This is a genomic window from Streptomyces sp. NPDC054887, assembly GCF_053610585.1.
Genome location: NZ_JBSGYQ010000007.1, coordinates 73,920 through 94,602 on the forward strand (window position 1 = coordinate 73,920; position 20,683 = coordinate 94,602).

A 20,683-nucleotide genomic window follows, 5' to 3' on the forward strand; every position below is an offset into this window, starting at 1 on the left:
TCTCCCCCAGGATGTGATGTATCTCCTGGGGGAGAGGCATATCCCCAGGTCACCGGCGGTCGTGGGCGGATCCGACAGGCGAAAGACCTGTCCATTTCGTGACGTAATGCACTGACAGATGGCGCGCACTCACCTCAAGCTGATGTAGGAAGTCGGGGGATCGATGAAACCGGGAGTACGTCAGTGAGCGCCATGCCTCTTGCCCTGTTGCTGACCACAGCCGCCGCCACGGCCGTGGGCGCCGCTGCCCTGCACGCGGTCCACGGACTGCGCAAGCAGGTCGCCGCCCTGCGCACCGAGCTGACGGCCGCCGCCGCGCTCGGCCGTTCCGGGGCCGCCGTCCCCCAGCAGACCCGTGCCGCCGACGCGGACGGGATACGGGCCGCGGTGGCCGAGGCCCTCGCCGAGGAGCGGGAGCGCGAGCTGGCCGAGGCGCGGGCCTTCTGGGCCGCGCAGGAGGCCCGCGACGCCGCCGACGCCCCGTCGCTGCTCGGCGGCCCCACCGGTCTCGGCGACGACACCCCGCCCTTCTTCGTCCCGCGCCAGGCGGACTTCACCGGCCTGGAGTCGGTGGACGCGTACGAGGCGCTCGAAGCCCTCGACTGCGCCGACGCCCTGGAGGGCCTCGACGACCTGGAGCCGGCCGACGCCTTCCCCGAGGACTCCCCGGAGCTCGCGGCGGCCCGCCGCCGCCACCCCTCCAACGCCGCGAACAGGATCGAGCACGGCGTTCCGGGCCAGACGCCGGGCGCCCTGGGCGACCACGAGCGCACCGTGAACCGCCTGGAAGAGCTGGCCGCCGCCCGCACCGCGCTCGCCGACGTCCGCCCCGGCCCCCTCGGCACGCTCGACGTGTACGTCTTCACGGACGGCACGACGCTCTGCATGACCCCCGGCCACCGCGAGACCGCCGAGCGCCTCGCCGAGTCGCTGCGCGGCGGCGAGTCCCCGGTCCTGCTCGGCGGCTCCGGCATCTCCGGTGCGTACGCGCTGACCTTCTCCTGCGGCGAGGAAAGCGTCTACATCCTGGCCGACCGCGTCATCGCGTCGATCTAGCGCCGGGCCGCGGGACGCGCCGCCGGCCGGTTCACAGACCGGCCCGCGCGACCGCCGCCTCCACCAGCCCCACGGCCTCGTCCAGTCCCGCCGCGACGGACGGGGCCGTCCCGCTCTCCGGCGCGCACGCCGCGCTCAGCGCCTGCGCCAAATCGTGCCCCGCCACCGCCAGTTGGTCGGCCACCACGAAGACGCCCGCCTCCGGCATGACGCGCGGCCGGCGCCCCGGCTCCTCCAGGCGCTGCGCCCGTACGGACAATTCCCTGGCCAGGGCCAGCCCTTCGGCGGCGGCCCCGCGCTGGAGCCTGCTCTGCGGGGCGGCACGGAGCCGGTCGGCGAATCGGTCCACGGCGGCCGTCAGGGGCGTTGTATCGAGCACTCCGCGACCCTACGCGCCCGCCCGGCACTGTTGCCAACGGGCGAACACTCAGGCACGGTGACATGAAGGAGCACTCGCGCAATGCGTCCGGAGGCGCCGAATGTCCCAAGTCTTCTCCGAAGAGACCCACCAGAACCTGCTCTCCCGCATCCCCCACTGCACCGGTCGTGAAGTGTCCGACTGGCTCCGCGCCGTGGACGACGGCCCCGCCCTCTTCCGCTTCGAGGAGAAGGTGAGCTGGCTCCGCAGTGAGCACAACCTCGCCTACGGCCACGCCAAGGCGATCATCCACGAGTACGACCTCAGGCGCGCCGCCCGGCGATTGCTCTAGCCCGCCGGCCCCCGCGGGCCGTCGGCACACGCGTAAGGGCCCGCCCGGCGATGCGCCGGACGGGCCCTTACGCGTACAGCAGGAGCGACTAGTCGTCGCCGCTGAGGATGGAGACCAGACGCAGCATCTCCAGGTAGATCCACACCAGGGTCATGGTGAGGCCGAAGGCCGCCATCCAGGACTCCTCGCGCGGAGCGCCGTAGGCCACGCCGTCCTCGACCTGCTTGAAGTCCAGGGCGAGGAAGAACGCACCGAGCAGCACACCGACGACACCGAAGATGATGCCCATGCCACCGCTGCGGAAGCCGAGGCCGTCACCGCCGGCGAACACCATGAACAGCAGGTTCACGGCGGTCAGCACCATGAAGCTGATCGCGGCGATCATCAGGTAGCGCGTGAAGCGCTGGGTCACCCGGATGATCCGGGTCTTGTACAGGAAGAGCATGGTGACGAAGACCGCCATCGTGCCCAGTACCGCCTGCATCGCCGCGCCCTCGGCAACGTACGTGTTCACGTAGTTGCTGATGGCGCCGAGGAACACGCCCTCGAAGGCCGCGTACGCCAGGATCAGCGCCGGCACGGGCTTGCTCTTGAAGGACTGGACGAGCCCGAGCACCATCGCCACGAGAGCGGCGCCGATGGCCAGGCCGAGGCCGACGTTCATCACCCAGGCGACGGTGGCGCCGGCGATCACGAGGCCGAGCGTGATGCCCGTCCGCGCGACGACGTCGTCCATCGTCATGACGTTGCCGCGTACGGGCGCCTGCGGGGCGCCGTACTGCGTGTCCTGCTGGGCGTAAGGGTTGGTCGCGTACGGGTTCGCGGGGGCGCCCTGGGCGTACGGGTTGCCCTGCGCCGTACCGACGGCGGGGCCCCCGGCCTGCGGTGCCGCGTTGAAGCCCGCGGTGCCGTTGTCGCGGCTGAAGCCCCGTCGCGAGAAGACCGGGTTGCTGCTCCTCATCTCACTCCTCCATGGCCACCCTGCGTGGCCTTGAGTCAAGAGTAATGGGAAAGCAAAAGGAACACCCTAGTGCCAGGGGAGGATCTTTCTCCGGCCGTCACGGGCGCGGCGTTCCTCGGGCCCCGCGGGATCCGTGTCCCGCGTGATCCCGTCCGAGGACCGGATCATCCCGCAGGCTCACGTTCCCGCACTCCCCCGCGGTCACACCCGCGACCGCGTGCTCCCCCCGCCGCACGCGGCGCTACGTACGTGCATTGCTTCCGGTCAAGCTGTTGTCCCCGTTGTGCCCGGAGCCGGACTCGAACCGGCACGCCCCGAGGGGCAGCGAGGTTTAAGCTCGCCGTGTCTGCATTCCACCATCCGGGCAAGGTGCGCGGCTCCGCAATTCGCGGGTCAGAGCCTATCCGGACGCCTCCCCCGAACAGCGGAACCCCCGGCCGATGTTGTCTTATTTTATTGACGCCTGAGGGTGTGTCAGCGTGCGTAATGGGCCGTCGGCACATGCCGGGCGCGGTGGGCGGGTACGGACGGCTGCCTGCGGGAAAGGCGGAAACTCGACTGCGCGCGGGCCCGCGGGGCTCCCGCCGGCCCCCGGGGCCGGCTCGGGGACGGCGTCATACCAAAGGAGGACGGGCGTGTCCCGCGATGCGACTCAAGAGGGCCGTACGAACGGGCACGAGGGCTGATCCGCCGGCGCCGGACGGACGGGACGATGAAGGGGTCCCTTCAACCGTCCCCGACAGGAGCGCCCTCTCGTGACCACCACCCCCACCGCCACCGCCCACCGCACCACCGCGGTGGCCGCACGCGCCACGGAGCTTTCCAAGGTCTACGGGCAGGGCGAGACCCAGGTCGTCGCCCTGGACCGGGTCAGCGTGGACTTCCGCCAGGGCGAGTTCACCGCGATCATGGGCCCGTCCGGGTCCGGCAAGTCGACGCTGATGCACTGCGTCGCCGGACTGGACTCCTTCAGCTCCGGGTCCGTACGGATCGGTGAGACCGAGCTCGGCGCGCTCAAGGACAAGCAGCTCACCCAGCTGCGCCGGGACAAGATCGGCTTCATCTTCCAGGCGTTCAACCTGCTGCCGACGCTCACGGCCGCCGAGAACATCACGCTGCCGATGGACATCGCGGGCCGCAAGCCCGACAAGGACTGGCTGAAGACGGTCATCGACATGGTGGGCCTCGCCGACCGGCTCGGCCACCGCCCCTCCCAGCTCTCCGGCGGCCAGCAGCAGCGTGTCGCCGTGGCCCGCGCGCTGGCGAGCAGGCCGGAGATCATGTTCGGTGACGAGCCGACCGGAAACCTGGACTCGCGCTCGGGCGCCGAGGTCCTCGGCTTCCTGCGGAACTCGGTGCGCGAGCTCGGCCAGACGGTCGTCATGGTCACGCACGACCCGTCGGCCGCCTCGTACGCGGACCGGGTGATCTTCCTGGCCGACGGCCGGATCGTCGACGAGATGCTGAGCCCGACCGCGGACGGCGTCCTCGACCGGATGAAGGAGTTCGACTCCAAGGGCCGCACCAGCTGACCCACGAGCCCGCCTCCCCCGGCCGAACCCACCCCAGGACTGACAGAAACATGTTCCGTACCGCCCTGCGCAACGTGCTCGCGCACAAGGCCAGGCTGCTGATGACCGTGCTCGCCGTAATGCTCGGCGTGGCCTTCGTGTCCGGCACCCTGGTGTTCACCGACACCCTCTCCCACGCCTACGGCAAGCAGTCCGCGAAGAGCTACGAGGACGTCGCCGTCGCGGTCACGACGTATCCCGACCCGGAGAAGAAGGAACAGGGCATAGACACCCGGACCCTGGAGAAGATCCGGGGCCTGGACGGCGTCGCCTCCGCCACCGGCCGGGTCTCCGGCTTCGCCGGCGTCGCCGACCCCGGCGGCAAGCTGATCGGCAACGGCTGGTCCAACACCGGCGCGAACTTCGAGCCGGGCGCGAACGGCAAGGACCCCGCGTACGACTTCACCGACGGTTCGGGGCCCGCCGGGGCCCGCGAGATCGCCCTCGACAGGGCCACGGCCGACAAGGGCGAGTACCGCACCGGTGACACCGTGCGGGTCGCGACCAACGGCCCCGTGAAGGAGTACACCCTCTCCGGTGTCTTCACCACCGAGGACGGCGAGGTCAACGCCGGCGGCTCGCTGGTCCTCTTCGACACGCCCGTCGCCCAGAAGCTCTACCTGACGCCCGGCCGCTTCAAGGACGTCACGATCGCCGCCGCCTCCGGCACGTCCGAGCAGAAGCTGCTCGGCGCGGTGAAGCCGCTGCTGCCCAAGGACGCCGAGGCCAAGACCGGCGAGGAGCTCGCCGACGACCAGGCCCGGATGATCGAGGAGAGCCTGAGCGCGCTCAACCAGGTGCTGCTCGCCTTCGCGGCCATCGCCCTCTTCGTCGGCGTCTTCCTGATCTCCAACACCTTCACCATGCTGGTCGCCCAGCGCACCAGGGAACTGGCGCTGATGCGCGCCGTCGGCGCCTCCCGCCGCCAAGTCAAGCGCTCGGTGCTGCTCGAAGCCGTGGTGGTCGGCGCGATCGCCTCCGTGGTCGGCTTCGCCCTCGGGCTGGGGCTGGCGACCGGGCTGCGTTCGGCGATGTCCGTGTTCGGCGCGAAGATGCCGGCCGGTCCGCTGATCGTCTCGCCCACCGCGATCGCCGCCGCCTTCGCGGTCGGCGTGCTGGTCACGATGCTCGCCGCCTGGCTGCCCGCCCGCCGGGCCGCGAAGATCCCGCCGGTGGCGGCGATGAGCAGCGTGCACGCCGTGGCCACCACCAGGTCGCTCGTCGTACGCAACTCCATCGGCGGCTTCGTCACCCTGCTCGGCGCGGCGGGCATCCTCGCCGGCGCGGCGGCCGGCGAGGACGGCCGCATGCTCATCGGGGCCGGCGCCTTCTTCGCACTGATCGGCATCATCGTGCTGATCCCCCTGCTGTCGCGCCCGGTCATCGCGCTCGTACGGCCGCTGATCGCCAGGCTCTTCGGGGTGTCGGGCACGCTGGCCGGCCAGAACGCGGTGCGCAACCCGCGGCGCACCGGAGCCACGGCGTCCGCGCTGGCCATCGGTCTCACCCTGGTCACCGGTCTCTCCGTGCTCGGCGTCACGATGGGCCGGGCCGTGGACAAGATGACCACGGACAACATCAGGGCCGACTACATGCTGACGATGGCCGGCGGCGGTTCGCTGGACAAGTCCGCGCTCACCGCGCTGGAGAAGGTCCCGGGCGTCTCCGCGCTCTCCCCGCAGACGGCCGCCGACTTCGAGCTGAAGGGCGAGTGGGCCGCGGCCTCCGGCGTCACGCCCGGCGACGTCGAGCGGGTCATCAACGTCGAGCCGGTCGCCGGTTCGCTGGACTCGCTCGCCGACGGCGCCGTCGCGGTCGACGACAGGACGGCGAAGAGCCGCGGCTTCGCGGTCGGCGACAGCGTGCCCGTGAAGTGGGCCGACGGTACGAAGGGGAAGCTGAAGGTCGGCGCCACCTACCGGGGCAACGAGTTCCTCTCGCCCGTCCTCGTCGACCAGAAGATCGTCGCCGAGCACCAGGCCAAGCCGTACATCCGCGAGATCTGGGTGAAGACGGACGGCGGCGCGAGCGAGGCGAACGAGAAGGCGCTCGTGGACGCGCTGGGGCAGAACCCGGCGATCAGCGTGATGGACCGGCAGGACATCCGCAACCAGTTCGGCGGCATGATCAACACGATGCTGAACATCATGTACGGGCTCCTGGGCATGGCCCTGCTCATCGCGGTGCTCGGCGTCGTCAACACCCTGGCGATGTCCGTCTTCGAGCGTCAGCAGGAGATCGGCATGCTGCGCGCGATCGGTCTCGACCGCCGCAGGGTCAAGACCATGATCCGGCTGGAGGCCGTGGTCATCTCGCTCTTCGGCGCGGTGATCGGCGTCGGCCTCGGTACGTTCCTGGGCTGGGCCATCGGCCAGACGGTCAGGGACCAGGTGCCGGGTTACGCCCTGGTGCTGCCGTGGGACCGGATCGGCGTCTTCCTGCTGCTGGCGGCGGTCGTCGGCGTACTGGCCGCGATGTGGCCGGCCCGCAGCGCGGCGAGGCTCAACATGCTCGACGCCATCAAGGCCGAGTAGGCGGCGGGGCGCGCGGGTGAAGGGCCGGTCCCCCGGGGGGCCGGCCCTTCGCCGTGCGGGCCGCCGGGTCAGGTGCCCGGCGGGTTCCAGGTACGGGCCCGCAGCGGCATCCCGGACGCCCCGCCGTGACCGGGCCGGACGGCGAGGACCTGGTTGACGCCGATCCTGTTGTGTTCGAAGGAGAGCGCCGAGGCGGCCATGTAGAGCCGCCAGACGCGGGCCCTGCCGAGGGAGGTCGCCCGGACCGCTCCGGGCCAGCCGTCCTCCAGGTTGGCGACCCACCGGCGCAGCGTCAGCGCGTAGTGCTCGCGGATCGACTCGACGTCGCGGACCTCGAAGCCCGCGTTCTCCAGCGTCCCCACGGTGCGGCCGAGCGGCGCGAGCTCGCCGTCCGGGAAGACGTACGCGTCGATGAACTCGTCGATGCGGTACGCCTCTTCGTTCGGCTCGGGCCGCCGCGCGATCTGGTGGTTGAGCAGCCGTCCGCCGGGCTTGAGCAGGGCGAACAGGTCCTCGGCGTACTGCCGGTACTGGACCGAGCCGACGTGCTCGGCCATGCCGACCGAGGAGACGGCGTCGTACGGACCGTCCCCGACGTCCCGGTAGTCCTGCACGCGGATCTCGACGCGGTCGGTCAGCCCCTCCTCGGCGACGCGCTTGCGGGCGTACGCCGCCTGCTCCTTGGACAGGGTGACGCCGGTGACCTGGGCGCCGTACTCGCGGGCCGCGTGCATCGCCATCGAGCCCCAGCCGCACCCCACGTCCAGCAGCCGGGTCCCCTCCCCGAGCGCGAGCTTGCGGCTGATCAGGTCGAGCTTGGCGTACTGGGCCTGTTCGAGGGTCGTGTCCCGGGCGGGATCGCCGAAGTACGCGCACGAGTAGACCATCGACGGGCCGAGCACCAGCCGGTAGAAGTCGTTGCCCACGTCGTAGTGGTGGCTGATCGCCTCCTTGTCGCGCCGCCTGGTGTGCAGCGGCCCGCTGCGGCGTCTGACCTCCTCCGGGGGCGGGGGCGGCGGCGGCCAGGGCCCCGCGACGGCGAGCAGGCCGCGGGCGGCGGCGCGCAGGCGCGGATCGCGCACGGCGTGGACGGCGGACTTCGTCTCCACACCCCGGTCCCAGAGCAGCCCCGCGACGCGGTCGAGGGCGTCGTACAGGTCGCCCTCGATGTCGAGCTCGCCCGCCACCCAGGCGCGGGCCAGGCCGAGCTCCCCGGGCTTCCACAGCAGGCGACGCAGCGCGCGGCGGCTTCGGACGACGAGGACGGGGGCGTCGGGAGGGCCGGCTTCGCTGCCGTCCCAGGCGCGGATGCGGACCGGTAGGGGGGTCCCGAGGAGTTCCTCGGCGAGCGTGGTCAGCCGCAGGGCGGCGTCGGCCATGGTGCACACCTCCGTGACAGTGTTGCCCGGATCACTGAGCGTTCACCCGGGACAACACCGGCGGGCACCCTGTCGCATTCCCCGCGCCGGGTATCGGATCGGCAGAGCGAGTGGCCGCTACACCCACCGCGCGGACGCGCCCGCGCACGCCGAAGGGGCCGCCCGCACCACGGATGGCGGGCGGCCCCTGCGGGCTGCGCGTACTACGTCCTGCTCACCGGTCGGGCGTGCGGCGTCAGGACGCCTTGGCCTTCTCACTGCCGGCGGGCGCGCCGGCGGCGGGGGCCGGAGCCGGGGCCGGCTTGGCGGCCTCGTAGAACTCCTCGCGCGGCGACTCCATGGCGCCGAGCGAGACGACCTCGCGCTTGAGGAACATCGCGAGGGTCCAGTCGGCGACGACGCGGATCTTGCGGTTCCAGGTGGGCACGGCGAGACCGTGGTAGCCACGGTGCATGTACCAGGCGAGACGGCCCTTGAGCTTGATCTTCATCTTGCCCATGACGATCATCGCGACGCCCTTGTGCAGGCCCAGACCGGCGACCGCACCCTTGTTGGCGTGGCTGTAGTCCTTCTGCGGGAAGCCGCGCATCCCGGAGATGACGTTGTCGCCGAGGACCTTCGCCTGACGCAGCGCGTGCTGGGCGTTCGGCGGGCACCAGGCGTTCTCCACACCGGCCTTGCGGGCGGCGACGTCCGGGACCTGGGCGTTGTCGCCCGCGGCCCAGATGTAGTCCGAGCCCTGCACCTGGAGGGTCGTCTGGGTGTCCACGTGGCCGCGGGGGCCGAGCGGCAGGCCGTAGCGGGCCAGCGCCGGGTTCGGCTTCACGCCGGCGGTCCACACGATGGTGTTCGAGTCGACCTCGAGGCCGTTGTTCAGCACCACGTGGCCGTCCACGCAGGAGTCCATGCCGGTCTTGAGGTAGACCTCGATGCCGCGGCCCTCGAGGTGCTCCTTGCCCCACCTGCCGAGCTCGGGACCGACCTCGGGGAGGATCTTGTCGGCCACGTCGACGAGCAGGAAGCGCATGTCCTCGCGCTTGACGCTGGTGTAGTACTTGGCCGCGTCGCGGGCCATGTCCTCCACCTCGCCGATGGTCTCGGCGCCGGCGAAGCCGCCACCCACGAAGACGAAGGTCAGCGCCTTGCGGCGGACGTTCTCGTCGGTCGTGGAGTCGGCCTTGTCCAGCTGCTCCAGGACGTGGTTGCGAAGGCCGATGGCCTCCTCCACGCCCTTCATGCCGATGCCCTGCTCGGCCAGGCCGGGGATCGGGAAGGTGCGGGAAACCGCGCCGAGGGCGACGACCAGGTAGTCGAAGGGCAGCTCGTACGCCTCGCCGACGAGCGGCGCGACGGTGGCGACCTTGCGGTCCTGGTCGATGGTCGTGACCCGACCGGTGAGCACCTCGGCCTTGGGCAGGACGCGTCGCAGGGGTACGACGACGTGCCTCGGCGAGATGCTGCCGGCGGCAGCTTCGGGGAGGAAGGGCTGGTACGTCATGTACGAGCGCGGGTCGACGACCGTGACGGTCGCTTCCGCGTAGCGCATCTTCTTGAGAATGCGCCGTGCTGCGTACAGGCCTACGTACCCACCGCCTACTACGAGGATCCTGGGACGCTCCGTGGTGCTCATGCCATCGAGTATCCACCCCTCGGGAGGGGGTGGCTCGTGAGCCCCTTCACAAGCACTTCGGGCACCTCTGCTACACTCCGCCGCCCACGTGATCCAGGTCATGGACCCGCGGGGGAACCAGGCTGTGGGGCCGGACGTTGAAGACCCCCCGTGAGCTGGACACATGGGCGCCCGGGGCGCCTGTACCACCGGTGGAAACGGGGCCCGTCATCCACCGGCGCGACGCCCCGGAAGCCGTCCGAAATGCGGGCCGACCCCAGGAGTTGAGCCGCCGGAGGGCCTTTGGGCCCAGATTCGCAGGCCCAGAGACCCCAATTCCTTGTGAAGAACTTCACGAAGTTCTTCGCTCAGGCGAGGGACCAACCGATTCCGTCGAGGATGTCGTGCTCGCTGACCACGACTTCCCGGGCTCCGGTCCGCTCCATGATCTCCAGCAGGACCAGGGCTCCGGCCCCGATCACATCGACCCGGCCGGGGTGCATGACGGGGATCGAGGCCCGCTCGTCGTGGGTCGAGGAGAGCAGCTCGGCGGTGATGTCCCGCACCCGCTCGTACGGGATGCGGGCGTGGTGGATGGCCGCCGATTCGTACTCCTCAAGCCCCAGCGCGATCGCGGCCACGGTCGTCACCGAACCCGCGAGCCCGACCAGCGTGTGCGCCTCACGCAGCGGAACGGTCTCCTCGGCGAGGTCGAGCGCGGCCCGGATGTCGGCCCGTACGGCGGAGATCTGCTCGGCGGTCGGCGGGTCGGAGACGACGCCGTCGCGCACCAGGTGGCGTTCGGTCATCCGTACGCAGCCGATGTCGACGGAGCGGGCGGCCCGTACGTGGCCGTCCCCGACGACGAACTCCGTGGAGCCGCCGCCGATGTCCACGACCAGGTAGGGCCCGGTGAGGTCCGTGCGGCCGGCCAGTTCCCTGGTGGCGCCGGTGAAGGAGAACTCGGCCTCCTCGTCGCCGGTGATGACCTCGGGCTCCACGCCCAGGATGTCGAGGACGCCCCGCACGAAGTCGTCGCGGTTCTCGGCGTCGCGGGAGGCGGAGGTGGCGACGAAGCGGGTCCGCCGCGCGCCGTGCTCCGCGATGACCCCGGCGTACTCGCGGCAGGCGGCGAAGGTGCGTTCCAGCGCCTCGGGGGCGAGCCGGCCGGTGCGGTCGACGTCCTGGCCGAGGCGCACGATCCGCATCCGGCGGTCGATCTCGACCAGTTCGCCGGTCTCGGGGTCGGTGTCGGCGACCAGGAGGCGGATGGAGTTGGTGCCGCAGTCGACGGCGGCCACGCGGGTGCTCGTCACTTGCCGTCCTCCTGGAGGTCGTCCCCGCCGCACGGCGTCACGCACGGCCCCTTCGCCCACCACTCGGGCAGCAGGGCGAGCGCCTCGTCCCCGAAGGGGTTGACGCCCGGTCCGGCCGCCAGCGAGTGGCCGACCAGGACGTGCAGGCACTTCACGCGGTCCGGCATGCCGCCCGCGCTGGGGAAGCCCTGGAGCACCTCGATCTCGTCCCGGCGCCGGATGTAGTCCTCGTGGGCGGCGCGGTAGGCGGCGGCCAGTTCGGGATCGTCGGAGAGGCGGTCCTGCATCTCCTTCATCAGGCCGGAGCCCTCAAGGGTGCCGATCGCGCCGGCCGCGCGGGGGCAGGTGAGGTAGTACAGCGTCGGGAACGGCGTGCCGTCCTCCAGGCGCGGGGCCGTCTCGACCACGTCCGGCTGTCCGCACGGGCAGCGGTGCGCGATGGCGCGCAGTCCGCGCGGCGGGCGGCCCAACTGGAGCTTGAACGCCTCGATGTCCGCCTCGGTGGGCTCGGTGCGCGGGGTGGTCGGGGGTGCGGCGTCCATCGTTGCGTTCGTGCCTTCGTGTTCGGTGGTGACTGGTGATTACTGGTTGCCCGCGCGGTCGGCCTTGTCGACGCCGTCCCAGAGGTTGCTGTACCAGGGGCGGTCGGCGGCGCCGCCGTCCTCGCGCCGCCGGTCGCGGGCGTGCGGGTCGACGACGGTGAACCCCGTCTCGCCCGGGCGTACGAGGTGCAGGTGCTCGCGGGCGAGGCGCTCGACGTACGCGTCGTCCTTGAGCCTGGCCTTCTCGTCGCGCAGTTCCTCGACGCGCCGGCCGGCCTCCCGCATCTTCCGCTGCTGCTCGGCGATCTCGCCGCGCTGCGACACGTACTGCCGCATCGGGTAGGCGAGCGCCACGACCAGCGAGCACACGACGAGCACGAGCAGCGCGGCCCGGCCGGTGAGCCGGGAGCGGCGGGCCTGACGGCGCGTCTGCGAGCGGTAGACACGGGCGGCGGTCTGCTCGCCGAGCAGCCGGATCCTGGTGGTGGTGGAGAACCGGTCCCGGTTCTTCCCGGCCATGTCTCTCCCGTCTCCCCTGTACGCGCGTACGTCCCCGCACACGGTACGGGACCGCGTGCGGGGACGTAGGGAGGCTCAGGCTTTCGGCTCCCGGCCGTGCTCAGCCCTGGCCGTGCTCAGCCCTTGCTGTGCTCAGCCCTTGAAGCGGGGGAACGCGCTGCGGCCCGCGTACACCGCCGCGTCGTCGAGGATCTCCTCGATGCGCAGCAGCTGGTTGTACTTGGCGACGCGCTCGGAGCGGGCCGGGGCGCCGGTCTTGATCTGGCCGCAGTTGGTGGCGACGGCGAGGTCGGCGATGGTGACGTCCTCGGTCTCGCCGGAGCGGTGCGACATCATGCACTTGAAGCCGTTGCGCTGCGCCAGCTCGACGGCGTCCAGCGTCTCGGTCAGCGAACCGATCTGGTTGACCTTGACGAGCAGCGCGTTGGCCGACTTCTCCTCGATGCCGCGGGCCAGGCGCTCCGGGTTGGTGACGAACAGGTCGTCGCCGACCAGCTGGACCTTGTCGCCGAGGCGCTCGGTGACGGTGTTCCAGCCGGCCCAGTCGTCCTCGAACAGCGGGTCCTCGATGGAGACGAGCGGGTACGCCGCGACGAGCTCCTCGTAGTACTCCGTCATCTCGGCGGCCGAGCGGGACTTGCCCTCGAACTCGTACACGCCGTCCTTGTAGAACTCGGACGCGGCCACGTCGAGCGCGAGCGCGATCTGCTCGCCCGGGACGTAACCGGCCTGCTTGATGGCCTCCAGGATGAGGTCGAGCGCGGCGCGGTTGGAGTCCAGGTTCGGCGCGAAGCCGCCCTCGTCGCCGAGGCCGGTGGACAGGCCCTTGGACTTCAGGACGGACTTGAGGGTGTGGTAGACCTCCGTGCCCCAGCGCAGGGCCTCGGAGAACGACTCGGCGCCGATCGGCGCGATCATGAACTCCTGGATGTCGACGTTGGAGTCGGCGTGCGACCCACCGTTGAGGATGTTCATCATCGGAACGGGCAGCAGGTGCGCGTTCGGGCCGCCGAGGTAGCGGAACAGCGGCAGGTCCGACGCCTCGGAGGCGGCGTGCGCGACGGCGAGGGAGACGCCGAGGATGGCGTTGGCGCCGAGGGACGCCTTGTTCTCGGTGGCGTCCAGGTCGAACATGGCCTGGTCGATCAGGCGCTGCTCGGTGGCGTCGTAGCCGACGAGCTCCGGGCCGATCTGCTCGATGACGGCGAGGACGGCCTTCTCGACACCCTTGCCCTGGTAGCGGTTCGGGTCACCGTCGCGAAGCTCAATGGCCTCGAACGCTCCGGTGGAGGCACCGGACGGAACAGCAGCACGACCCGTGCTGCCGTCGTCGAGGCCGACCTCGACCTCGACCGTGGGGTTGCCTCGGGAGTCCAGGATTTCCCGGGCTACGACGACGTCGATGGACGGCACGAGCATCTCCTTCTGGGATGTGACGCTAGGGGTGCAGGGTCACTTTCGCCTTGCGACAAGAGCCTAACCGGCTCGGGGGCGTCGGTCGGCCGTTCGCCCGCCCCCTGGGACGAGAAGAGCCCCGAATACCCGCAATAGCGGACGTAACTGCTGGCCCGACTTCCGGCGCACCGGGAGCTACCGGGCAGTAACACGCCCGGCGGGGGCGCCGAAGGCGAAACCCCGGCCCGGCGCGTACGGGGGAGACGCGCCGGGCCGGGGTGCTCGGGGGGTGACCTCGGGTCAGCTCAGGTGGAGCTGCTGGCCCGCGTAGATGACATCGGCGTCGTCGACGATGTCCTTGTTCAGCTCGAACAGCTTCTCCCAGCCGCCCTTGACCTTCTTCTTCTCGGCGATCTTGCCGAGGGTGTCGCCGGACTTCACCTTGTACTCGCCGTCGCCCTTCTCGAAGGACTTCGGGGCGGCGGGCTGCGCGGCCTTCGGCGCGGTGCGGACCTCGCTGCGCGAGGCGGGCTGCTCGGCGGCGCGCGGCGCGGCCTGCTGCTTCGGCTGCTCCTGCTGCGCGGAGGAGGAACCGGAGGTGTCGACGCCCGGGTCGACGCCGTCGTTGGTCAGGCCGCCGGCGCCGGCGCAGGCCCAGGCGCCCGGGCCCTGCATGTCGAGGAGCTTCTCGGCGGTGGCGATCTGCTGCGCCTTGGACGCCTTGTCGGCGGTCGGGGCGTACTGCGTGCCACCGGCGGCGGCCCAGCTGGAGGCGGAGAACTGCAGGCCGCCGTAGTAGCCGTTGCCCGTGTTGATGGACCAGTTGCCGCCGGACTCGCACTGGGCGACGGCGTCCCAGGTCTCGACGGAGGCGGCGGAGGCCGACGTGGCACCCATCAGCGGGACGGCCACAGCGGCGCCGGTGATGCCGGCGAGCGTGGCGATACGAGTGGCCTTGGACGGGCGGCGGTGCTTGGCCTTGCCGGAAAACAGCATGCGACATCTCCTCACCGACGCCTGCGAGGTGAGCTGTCGGGTTCGGGCCAAGTGAGTGCCCGGCGCGCGACCTGGGTCGCGCGGCTTAACCCCAAGCCGGTTCCGTGCGTCTCGCGACGTACGGGCCCGGCGCCTACCTGGGTCCCCCGCTCCTGCCTACGGCGCTTTACGCGTCGGTTCCCCTCGGCCGCCGGCAGGATTCGGCGTGACGGTCGACGGGGCCCGCGGTGGCGAGCGGTTCGACCGTAAACACATGAGCCGGTGATGTTCAAAAAGGCCCATCAGGGAGAAATCGCCCGTCCCGGCCTTCACGCGGCCCATATCCGCGCAGGTCAGGGGCGGCGGGGCGGGATCGTCCGGGCCGGGGACGTGAGTTGGGACAAAGAGACCCTTGTCTCACTTGCTCCAATGTGGACATAGCGGCCCGAACTACCCCCCGAAATCAGCCCAGATCGAGGCTCTGGCCAGGAAGGATCAGGTCCGGGTCGGCGCCGACCGTCTTCTCGTTGGCCGCGTAGAGCTCCGTCCAGCCGCCGCGCACCTCGTGGGCGTCGGCGATGGCCGACAGGCTGTCGCCGGTGCGGACGGTGTAGCTGCCGTCCGGGCGCGCCCCGCCCTCCGCCGTGGCGGCGTCACGTGTCGCCCCGTCACCCCGGGAGGCATGGCGGCCCGCTTCGCGCTCGATGCCCGCTTCGCCGGACACGACCGCGTCGTCCTCGCGGGCCTTCTCACCGCGGTGCTTGCCCTTGGGGGCGGCCTCCTCGTCCTTCGCCCCCTTCTCGTCGGCGGACGGCGGCGCGGGGCTCTCGGGGTCCCCGTCCGTCGTGCGGCCCTCGGAGGAGGCGCCGGAGCGGTCCGCCTTCACGGAGGAGGACGACCCGTCCCGGCCGGCCCCGGACGTCCCGCCGGCCGACGGCTCGGCCGACTCGGAGGCATCGGGGGCGTCGGGGCGCTCGGTGGCCGCCGCGCCCTTCTCCGCCTCGGCGGCCGAGCCGCCGGCCGCACCGTCGTCCGACGCGGCGTCGTCACCCTCCGTCAGGCCGGAGATGAGCGCGCAGCTCGGCCACGCCTCCGGGCCCTGCTCCGCGAGCACCTTCTCCGCGACCTGGATCTGCTGGGAGCGGCTGGCGAGGTCGGCGCGCGGCGCGTAGGCCGTACCGCCGAACTTCTGCCACGTCTCGGGGGAGAACTGGAGCCCGCCGTAGTAGCCGTTGCCGAGGTCGGCGCTCCACATGCCGCCGCTCTCGCAGTCGGCGACCCGGTCCCAGGTCGTGGCGTCGGCGGCGGACGCGCCGGTCGCGCCGAGCAGCGGGATCGCGATGGCCGATCCGGTCACTCCCGCCGCGACGACGAGAGCTGGAGCCTGACGGGGGCGGCGGTGTCTCCCGTTCCCGGAGCGCATGCGGTGGCCTTTCGAGTGACGGCTGAGGTTGACGGTGAACGTAGCGGTACTCGAACGTTTGTTACAAGTCGATGCAGCGCAGATCACGTGAAGGTCTCGAAGTGACGCAGCGTCACCTCGTTTCGGCCGTGAACTCCACGGGCAAGGTGCGCAACCCGCGCATGATGAGCCCGCCGCGCCAGCGCAAATCGTCAGGTTCCCCCGCGAGTCGCAGGTCGGGCAGACGCCTCAGCAGCGTCGCGATGGCCGTCTGCCCTTCGAGCCGCGCCAGCGGGGCGCCGAGGCAGTAGTGGATGCCGTGGCCGTAGCCGAGGTGCGGGTTGTCGCGGCGCGCGAGGTCGAGGGTGTCCGGCTCGCCGAAGCGCTCGGGGTCCCGGTCGGCGGCGGCGAGCACGACGAGCACGGGCTCGCCGGCCGCGATGTCCCGGCCGCCCAGGACCAGCGGTTCGGTTGCATAACGCCAGGTCGCGAGCTCCACAGGCCCGTCGTAGCGCAGCAGTTCCTCGACACCGGTGGCCAGCAGCTCCGTGTCGCCCTCCGCCAGGGCGCGCTGGAGGCGCTCGCGCTGGCCGGGGTTGCGCAGCAGCGCGTACACGCCGTTGCCGATGAGGTTGACCGTCGTCTCGAACCCGGCGAAGAGCAGGATGAACGCCATCGCCGCCGCCTCGCTCTCGGTGAGGTGCTCGCCGTGGTCGCCGGCCCGGATCAGTCCGGAGATCAGGTCGTCGCCCGGTTCCTCCCGTTTGCGGTGGATGAGTTCCGCGAGGTAGTCGCGCATCTTCCTGACCGAGCGCGCGACGCCCCCGCGCGGCCCCCCGCCGTGGCGGATCATCATGCCCGCCCAGTCACGGAAGTCGTCCTGGTCCTCACGCGGCACACCCAGCATGTCGCAAATGGCATAAATGGGCAGCGGGAAGGCGAACTCGTGGATGAGGTCGGCGCTCCCCTTTGTAGCGAAGTCGTCGATGAAGCGGTCCGTGAGCTCCTGCACACGCGGAGCGAATTCGGCGACGCGGCGCGGCGTGAACGCCTTGGACACCAGCCGGCGCAGACGCGTGTGGTCCGGCGGGTCGATGTTCAGCAGATGCGTCATCAGCTCGGCCTTGCGCTCGCCCGGGATGCCCGTCCTGCCCTTGGCGTGCGCGGAGCCCGCGTGGTGGGCCGGGTTCTTGGACAGCCGCTGGTCGGCGAGCGCCTGCCGCGCGTCGGCGTACCGGGTGACCAGCCACGCCTCGACGCCGCTGGGCAGCACGGTCCGGTGCACGGGCGAGTGCTCGCGCAGCCAGGCGTACGCCGGGTAGGGGTCGGTGGCGAACTCCCAGGTGAAGAGCTCGGGCGCGGGGCTGGGGGGCGGCTGGTCGGACATGCCCCCGACAGTATCCGCCGGTGCTCCGGCGGATGCCCGGGCGTCGGCAGGGGCCTACTCGGCGTCCGCCCCGTGGCCGGGGGCGTGGCCCTCGGCCGCGCGGATCGCGTCGCGGTAGGCGCGGGCCGCCGCGCGCAGGGCCGCCTCCGGGTCGACGCCGGACTCCTCGGCCCGTACCGCCATGGCGAGCAGCTCGTAGCCGATGCCCTCGCCCGACGGCAGGGGGACGCCGAGCCGCGCGTGCCGGGCGCGGGAGTGGAGCTTCGCGGCGAGGGCGAGACCCGGCTGGCCGAGGGGGACGCCGTCCGTGGCCGAGTCGCGTTGCTTCTCGATCGCCTTGGTGCGCAGCCAGTGCTCCTTGACCTCCTCCGGGGTCTCGGCGGTGTCGTCGCCGAAGACGTGCGGGTGGCGGCGGATGAGCTTCTCGACGATCGTGCTGGCCACGTCGTCGATCGAGAAGGGCTCGGACCCGTCCTCCGGGCTGCCCTCCTGGGCGATGCGGGCGTGGAAGACGACCTGGAGGAGTACGTCGCCGAGTTCCTCCCGCAGCTCCTCGCGGTCGCCGTCCTCGATGGCCTCGACGAGTTCGTACGCCTCCTCGATGCCGTACTTCGCGAGGCCCTTGTGGGTCTGGCGCGAGGACCACGGGCATTCGAGCCGGATGCGGTCCATGACCTGCACGAGGTCCAGCAGGCGGGCGCCCGGCAGGTCGTACGAGCCGGGCAGCAGTTCCAGGTCGGGCATCTGGACGCGGCCCGAGCCGGCCAGCCGGGCGAGTCCGTCGGTCAGCGCCTGGTCGCCCTCGCCGGACGGCAGGACCACCACCGTACGACCGCCGTCGCACGCGTCGACCAGCTCACGGGCGGTCGGGGCCGCGTGCTCGACGGCGACGCCCGCCTCCCGGAGGTAGGGAAGCTGCGGATGCCCGGGGTCCGCGCACAGCACCTGGTCGGCGGCGCGCAGCGTCTGCCAGGCGGGCCACGACAGCAGCCCCGGGGCGACGCGGTGGCTCGCGGTGAGGAGGACGATGCGGCCGGGGGCGGCCGGTGCGGGTGCGGAAGCTTCGCTGGTCACGTGTCGAACGTACCTCGGCGGGGCGGCGCACCGGGGGGCAGGCCCCGGCCCCTGCCGGGGCCTCCCCGCCGCGCGGTCCTACGCGCCCGTCTCCGGCGCCTCGGGGGACGCCGCCTCCTTCGTCACCTGGGTGATCCACGGGGTCTTGTAGTCGCCCAGCTGCATCTTCTCGTCGTTCCACGTGCCGTAGCGCGGGTTCACGTCGATGTCGAGCGCCTTCGACGCCGCGACGAACGCCTCGTTGACCTTCCGCTGCCCCTCGGGGGTGTTCGTGGCGCCGATCTTCTCCGCGAGCTTGCCGACCAGTACGTCCCGGCGCAGGGCGTCCTCGATCTGGTCGGGGGCGACGCCGCGCTGCTGGAGGTACATCGCGGAGAGCTGCTCCGCGCCGCCGGCCTGCCGGACCGCCTCGTCCCGGGCCCGCTGCACCTCCTTGCGGCTCACGCTCACCCCGGCGTCGTCCGCCGCCCGCCGCACGATCCTGTCCACGATCAGGTCGTAGAGCTTGGCGCGGCCGAGCTGCCCCGTCGAGCCGATGAGCTGGGCGGACTGCGGCGAGGTCTGCTGGGCCTCGCGCACGTCCTCCACCTGCGACTGGAGGGCGGCGACCTCGATACGGCCGCCGTCCACGACGGCCGCGGCCCCTGGGTGCGCCTCGTTGCCGCACGCGGCGAGGAACGGCGCCGCGACCAGAAGCGCGGTGGAGAGGGAGAGCGCGGTGCGACGGCGGCGGTGCAAAGGGTGCCTCCCGGCGGTGATCGTGCGGCATAGCAACGAAAGTGCGACGAACGACCTTGCGGTGATCGATGTTAGGCAGTCGGCGTGGTCCGGGCCACTGATTCGCCCAACGATTCGCGCGTGTTCGTGGATGCGCTGTTCCCGGCGTCCCGGGCGGGGCCGCCGAGCATGATCGTGCGGGAGAGGGCGAAGGTGACCGGAACGGCGGCCGCCGCCGCGATCAGCGGGGCGTACGCGCTGTCGAGCCGCAGGACGTCCACGAGGAGGTACACGCCGCCGGTCGTAACGGCGAGGTTCGCCGCGTTGGTGAGCGGGAAGAGCAGGAACTTCCGCCAGGTGGGGCGCGTGCCGTAGGTGAAACGGCAGGTGAGGAAGAACGAGCCGATCATGCTCACCACGAAGGCCAGGACGTGCGCGGCGACGTAGGGCAGCCGGGTCAGGAGCAGCAGGTAGCAGGCGTAGTACGTCCCGGTGTTCACGACGCCCACCAGGGCGAACCTCAGGAGCTGGCGGCGGATCACCGGCGTACGAGCTCCCGGCCGGGCCGGTGCGCGGCCGCGGCCGGCGCCGCCGGTTCCACGTTCGTCGCCTTCACCAGGAAGTGCGGCCGCCGCTTCACCTCGTAGTAGATGCGGCCCACGTATTCGCCCACGACGCCGATCATCAGCATCTGTACGCCGGCGAGCGCGGTCACGGCGACGAGCAGCGTCACGAAGCCAGGGGTCTCCACGCCGTTCACGAGGGCGACGCCGACGATCCACGTCGCGTACGCCATGGCGACGGCGACCAGCAGCAGACCGAGATAGAGCGCGGCCCGGAGCGGTTTGTCGTTGAAGGAGACGATGCCGTCGAGTCCGTAGTTGAGCAGTTTGGAGAAGGTCCACTTCGAGCGGCCCTCTTCGCGCACGGCATTCTCGTACTCGAAGGTGACGGTACTGAATCCGACCCAGGCGAAAAGACCCTTGGAGAAGCGGTTGTACTCGGTGAGTCCGAGTAACGCGTCGACGCTGCGGCGCGACAGCATGCGGAAGTCTCCGACCCCGTCGACGAGTTCCACGTCGACGAGGCGGTTGATGAGCCGGTAGTACACACGGGCGGTAAGCGTACGCGTGACCCGGTCGCCCTTTCTGGTGCGGCGGGCGACGACCTGGTCGAATCCCTGGCCGTGCAGCGCCACCATGCGGCGCACCAGCGCGGGCGGGTGCTGGAGGTCGGCGTCCATGAGGACGACGGCGTCGCCCGAGGCGTTGCGCAGTCCGGCCAGCATCGCCGCCTCCTTGCCGAAGTTGCGGCTGAAGGAGACATAGCGCACGCGGGGGTCGGCCGCCGCGATCTCCTGGAGGATCGCGAGCGTACGGTCCTCGCTGCCGTCGTCGACGTAAAGGAGTTCGACGCGGTGGCCGAGGCTGCCGAGTTCTTCCGTCACGCGCTCGTGGAAGCGGCGGACGATCTCCTCTTCGTTGAAGCACGGGACGACAATTGAGATGAGCACGGGTCTCCCTCGTCGGTCGCACG

General features: G+C 71.3%; 19 protein-coding genes, 1 tRNA gene and 1 riboswitch. Of the genes, 4 read left to right on the forward strand and 16 right to left on the reverse strand.

Going from position 1 to position 20,683, the window contains the following annotated elements; genetic code table 11:
* Positions 1-192: 192 nt before the first annotated feature.
* Positions 193-1,056, forward strand: coding sequence for a hypothetical protein (locus tag ACWGH0_RS06025; RefSeq protein ID WP_453403009.1), 864 nt, complete (start codon positions 193-195; stop codon positions 1,054-1,056).
* A 31-nt stretch (positions 1,057-1,087) separates the two neighbouring features.
* On the opposite strand, the gene ACWGH0_RS06030 is transcribed toward ACWGH0_RS06025, so the two are convergent.
* Positions 1,088-1,435, reverse strand: a complete 348-nt coding sequence (locus tag ACWGH0_RS06030; protein WP_453402927.1) for a hypothetical protein — start codon at positions 1,433-1,435, stop codon at positions 1,088-1,090.
* Positions 1,436-1,535: 100 nt separating this feature from the next.
* Here ACWGH0_RS06030 and ACWGH0_RS06035 point away from each other — a divergent pair, with 100 nt between their 5' ends.
* Positions 1,536-1,766 carry a DUF4287 domain-containing protein gene (locus ACWGH0_RS06035; protein ID WP_138899329.1) on the forward strand — a complete coding sequence of 77 codons (231 nt, stop codon included), beginning with the start codon at positions 1,536-1,538 and terminating at the stop codon, positions 1,764-1,766.
* Between the two features lie 88 nt (positions 1,767-1,854).
* On the opposite strand, the gene ACWGH0_RS06040 is transcribed toward ACWGH0_RS06035, so the two are convergent.
* Both ACWGH0_RS06040 and ACWGH0_RS06045 read right to left on the reverse strand, forming a co-directional pair.
* Positions 1,855-2,727, reverse strand: a complete 873-nt coding sequence (locus ACWGH0_RS06040; protein ID WP_453402928.1) for a Bax inhibitor-1/YccA family protein — start codon at positions 2,725-2,727, stop codon at positions 1,855-1,857.
* 284 nt (positions 2,728-3,011) lie between these two features.
* Positions 3,012-3,093: transfer RNA gene (locus tag ACWGH0_RS06045), tRNA-Leu, on the reverse strand.
* Positions 3,094-3,482: 389 nt separating this feature from the next.
* Between ACWGH0_RS06045 and ACWGH0_RS06050 the strand changes: the two genes are divergently transcribed.
* Complete coding sequence (locus ACWGH0_RS06050; RefSeq protein WP_453402929.1) at positions 3,483-4,259, forward strand: ABC transporter ATP-binding protein; 777 nt, start codon at positions 3,483-3,485, stop codon at positions 4,257-4,259.
* A 50-nt stretch (positions 4,260-4,309) separates the two neighbouring features.
* Positions 4,310-6,832: an ABC transporter permease gene (locus ACWGH0_RS06055; protein WP_453402930.1), complete on the forward strand. Its 2,523-nt coding sequence runs from the start codon at positions 4,310-4,312 to the stop codon at positions 6,830-6,832.
* Positions 6,833-6,900: 68 nt separating this feature from the next.
* On the opposite strand, the gene ACWGH0_RS06060 is transcribed toward ACWGH0_RS06055, so the two are convergent.
* The 13 genes from ACWGH0_RS06060 to ACWGH0_RS06120 form a co-directional block, all read right to left on the reverse strand.
* A complete protein-coding gene (locus ACWGH0_RS06060) occupies positions 6,901-8,211 on the reverse strand; it encodes a class I SAM-dependent methyltransferase (protein WP_453402931.1) in 1,311 nt (436 codons plus the stop codon).
* A 235-nt stretch (positions 8,212-8,446) separates the two neighbouring features.
* Complete coding sequence (locus ACWGH0_RS06065) at positions 8,447-9,841, reverse strand: NAD(P)/FAD-dependent oxidoreductase (RefSeq protein ID WP_453402932.1); 1,395 nt, start codon at positions 9,839-9,841, stop codon at positions 8,447-8,449.
* A gap of 347 nt (positions 9,842-10,188) precedes the next feature.
* Positions 10,189-11,136: a Ppx/GppA phosphatase family protein gene (locus ACWGH0_RS06070; RefSeq protein ID WP_453402933.1), complete on the reverse strand. Its 948-nt coding sequence runs from the start codon at positions 11,134-11,136 to the stop codon at positions 10,189-10,191.
* A complete protein-coding gene (locus ACWGH0_RS06075; RefSeq protein WP_453402934.1) occupies positions 11,133-11,678 on the reverse strand; it encodes a DUF501 domain-containing protein in 546 nt (181 codons plus the stop codon). The genes ACWGH0_RS06070 and ACWGH0_RS06075 overlap by 4 nt, the downstream gene beginning before the upstream one ends.
* A 39-nt stretch (positions 11,679-11,717) precedes the next feature.
* Positions 11,718-12,197, reverse strand: coding sequence for an FtsB family cell division protein (locus ACWGH0_RS06080; RefSeq protein WP_453402935.1), 480 nt, complete (start codon positions 12,195-12,197; stop codon positions 11,718-11,720).
* Between the two features lie 132 nt (positions 12,198-12,329).
* Positions 12,330-13,616, reverse strand: a complete 1,287-nt coding sequence (gene eno, locus ACWGH0_RS06085) for a phosphopyruvate hydratase (RefSeq protein WP_453402936.1) — start codon at positions 13,614-13,616, stop codon at positions 12,330-12,332.
* A 276-nt stretch (positions 13,617-13,892) separates the two neighbouring features.
* Positions 13,893-14,588 (reverse strand): transglycosylase family protein, encoded by a 696-nt coding sequence (locus ACWGH0_RS06090; protein ID WP_453402937.1) that lies wholly within the window; start codon positions 14,586-14,588, stop codon positions 13,893-13,895.
* Positions 14,589-14,591: 3 nt separating this feature from the next.
* A riboswitch (cyclic di-AMP (ydaO/yuaA leader) is annotated at positions 14,592-14,762 on the reverse strand.
* 268 nt (positions 14,763-15,030) lie between these two features.
* Positions 15,031-15,990, reverse strand: a complete 960-nt coding sequence (locus tag ACWGH0_RS06095) for a transglycosylase family protein (RefSeq protein ID WP_453402938.1) — start codon at positions 15,988-15,990, stop codon at positions 15,031-15,033.
* Between the two features lie 112 nt (positions 15,991-16,102).
* Positions 16,103-17,356 (reverse strand): cytochrome P450 family protein, encoded by a 1,254-nt coding sequence (locus ACWGH0_RS06100; RefSeq protein WP_453402939.1) that lies wholly within the window; start codon positions 17,354-17,356, stop codon positions 16,103-16,105.
* A gap of 54 nt (positions 17,357-17,410) precedes the next feature.
* Positions 17,411-18,430: a nucleoside triphosphate pyrophosphohydrolase gene (locus ACWGH0_RS06105; protein ID WP_453402940.1), complete on the reverse strand. Its 1,020-nt coding sequence runs from the start codon at positions 18,428-18,430 to the stop codon at positions 17,411-17,413.
* Positions 18,431-18,508: 78 nt separating this feature from the next.
* Positions 18,509-19,168: a SurA N-terminal domain-containing protein gene (locus ACWGH0_RS06110; protein WP_453402941.1), complete on the reverse strand. Its 660-nt coding sequence runs from the start codon at positions 19,166-19,168 to the stop codon at positions 18,509-18,511.
* 71 nt (positions 19,169-19,239) lie between these two features.
* Positions 19,240-19,686: a GtrA family protein gene (locus tag ACWGH0_RS06115; protein WP_453403010.1), complete on the reverse strand. Its 447-nt coding sequence runs from the start codon at positions 19,684-19,686 to the stop codon at positions 19,240-19,242.
* A complete protein-coding gene (locus ACWGH0_RS06120) occupies positions 19,686-20,660 on the reverse strand; it encodes a glycosyltransferase family 2 protein (protein WP_453402942.1) in 975 nt (324 codons plus the stop codon). The genes ACWGH0_RS06115 and ACWGH0_RS06120 overlap by 1 nt, the downstream gene beginning before the upstream one ends.
* Positions 20,661-20,683: the final 23 nt, after the last annotated feature.

Bases quoted from the DNA above. Each gene is read 5' to 3' on its own strand.
- ACWGH0_RS06025 (WP_453403009.1), top strand. From the start codon at position 193: ATGCCTCTTGCCCTGTTGCTGACCACAGCCGCCGCCACGGCCGTGGGC.
- ACWGH0_RS06035 (WP_138899329.1), top strand. From the start codon at position 1,536: ATGTCCCAAGTCTTCTCCGAAGAGACCCACCAGAACCTGCTCTCCCGC.
- ACWGH0_RS06040 (WP_453402928.1), bottom strand. From the start codon at position 2,727: ATGAGGAGCAGCAACCCGGTCTTCTCGCGACGGGGCTTCAGCCGCGAC.
- ACWGH0_RS06055 (WP_453402930.1), top strand. From the start codon at position 4,310: ATGTTCCGTACCGCCCTGCGCAACGTGCTCGCGCACAAGGCCAGGCTG.
- ACWGH0_RS06060 (WP_453402931.1), bottom strand. From the start codon at position 8,211: ATGGCCGACGCCGCCCTGCGGCTGACCACGCTCGCCGAGGAACTCCTC.
- ACWGH0_RS06065 (WP_453402932.1), bottom strand. From the start codon at position 9,841: ATGAGCACCACGGAGCGTCCCAGGATCCTCGTAGTAGGCGGTGGGTAC.
- ACWGH0_RS06075 (WP_453402934.1), bottom strand. From the start codon at position 11,678: ATGGACGCCGCACCCCCGACCACCCCGCGCACCGAGCCCACCGAGGCG.
- ACWGH0_RS06080 (WP_453402935.1), bottom strand. From the start codon at position 12,197: ATGGCCGGGAAGAACCGGGACCGGTTCTCCACCACCACCAGGATCCGG.
- eno (WP_453402936.1), bottom strand. From the start codon at position 13,616: ATGCTCGTGCCGTCCATCGACGTCGTCGTAGCCCGGGAAATCCTGGAC.
- ACWGH0_RS06090 (WP_453402937.1), bottom strand. From the start codon at position 14,588: ATGCTGTTTTCCGGCAAGGCCAAGCACCGCCGCCCGTCCAAGGCCACT.
- ACWGH0_RS06095 (WP_453402938.1), bottom strand. From the start codon at position 15,990: ATGCGCTCCGGGAACGGGAGACACCGCCGCCCCCGTCAGGCTCCAGCT.
- ACWGH0_RS06100 (WP_453402939.1), bottom strand. From the start codon at position 17,356: ATGTCCGACCAGCCGCCCCCCAGCCCCGCGCCCGAGCTCTTCACCTGG.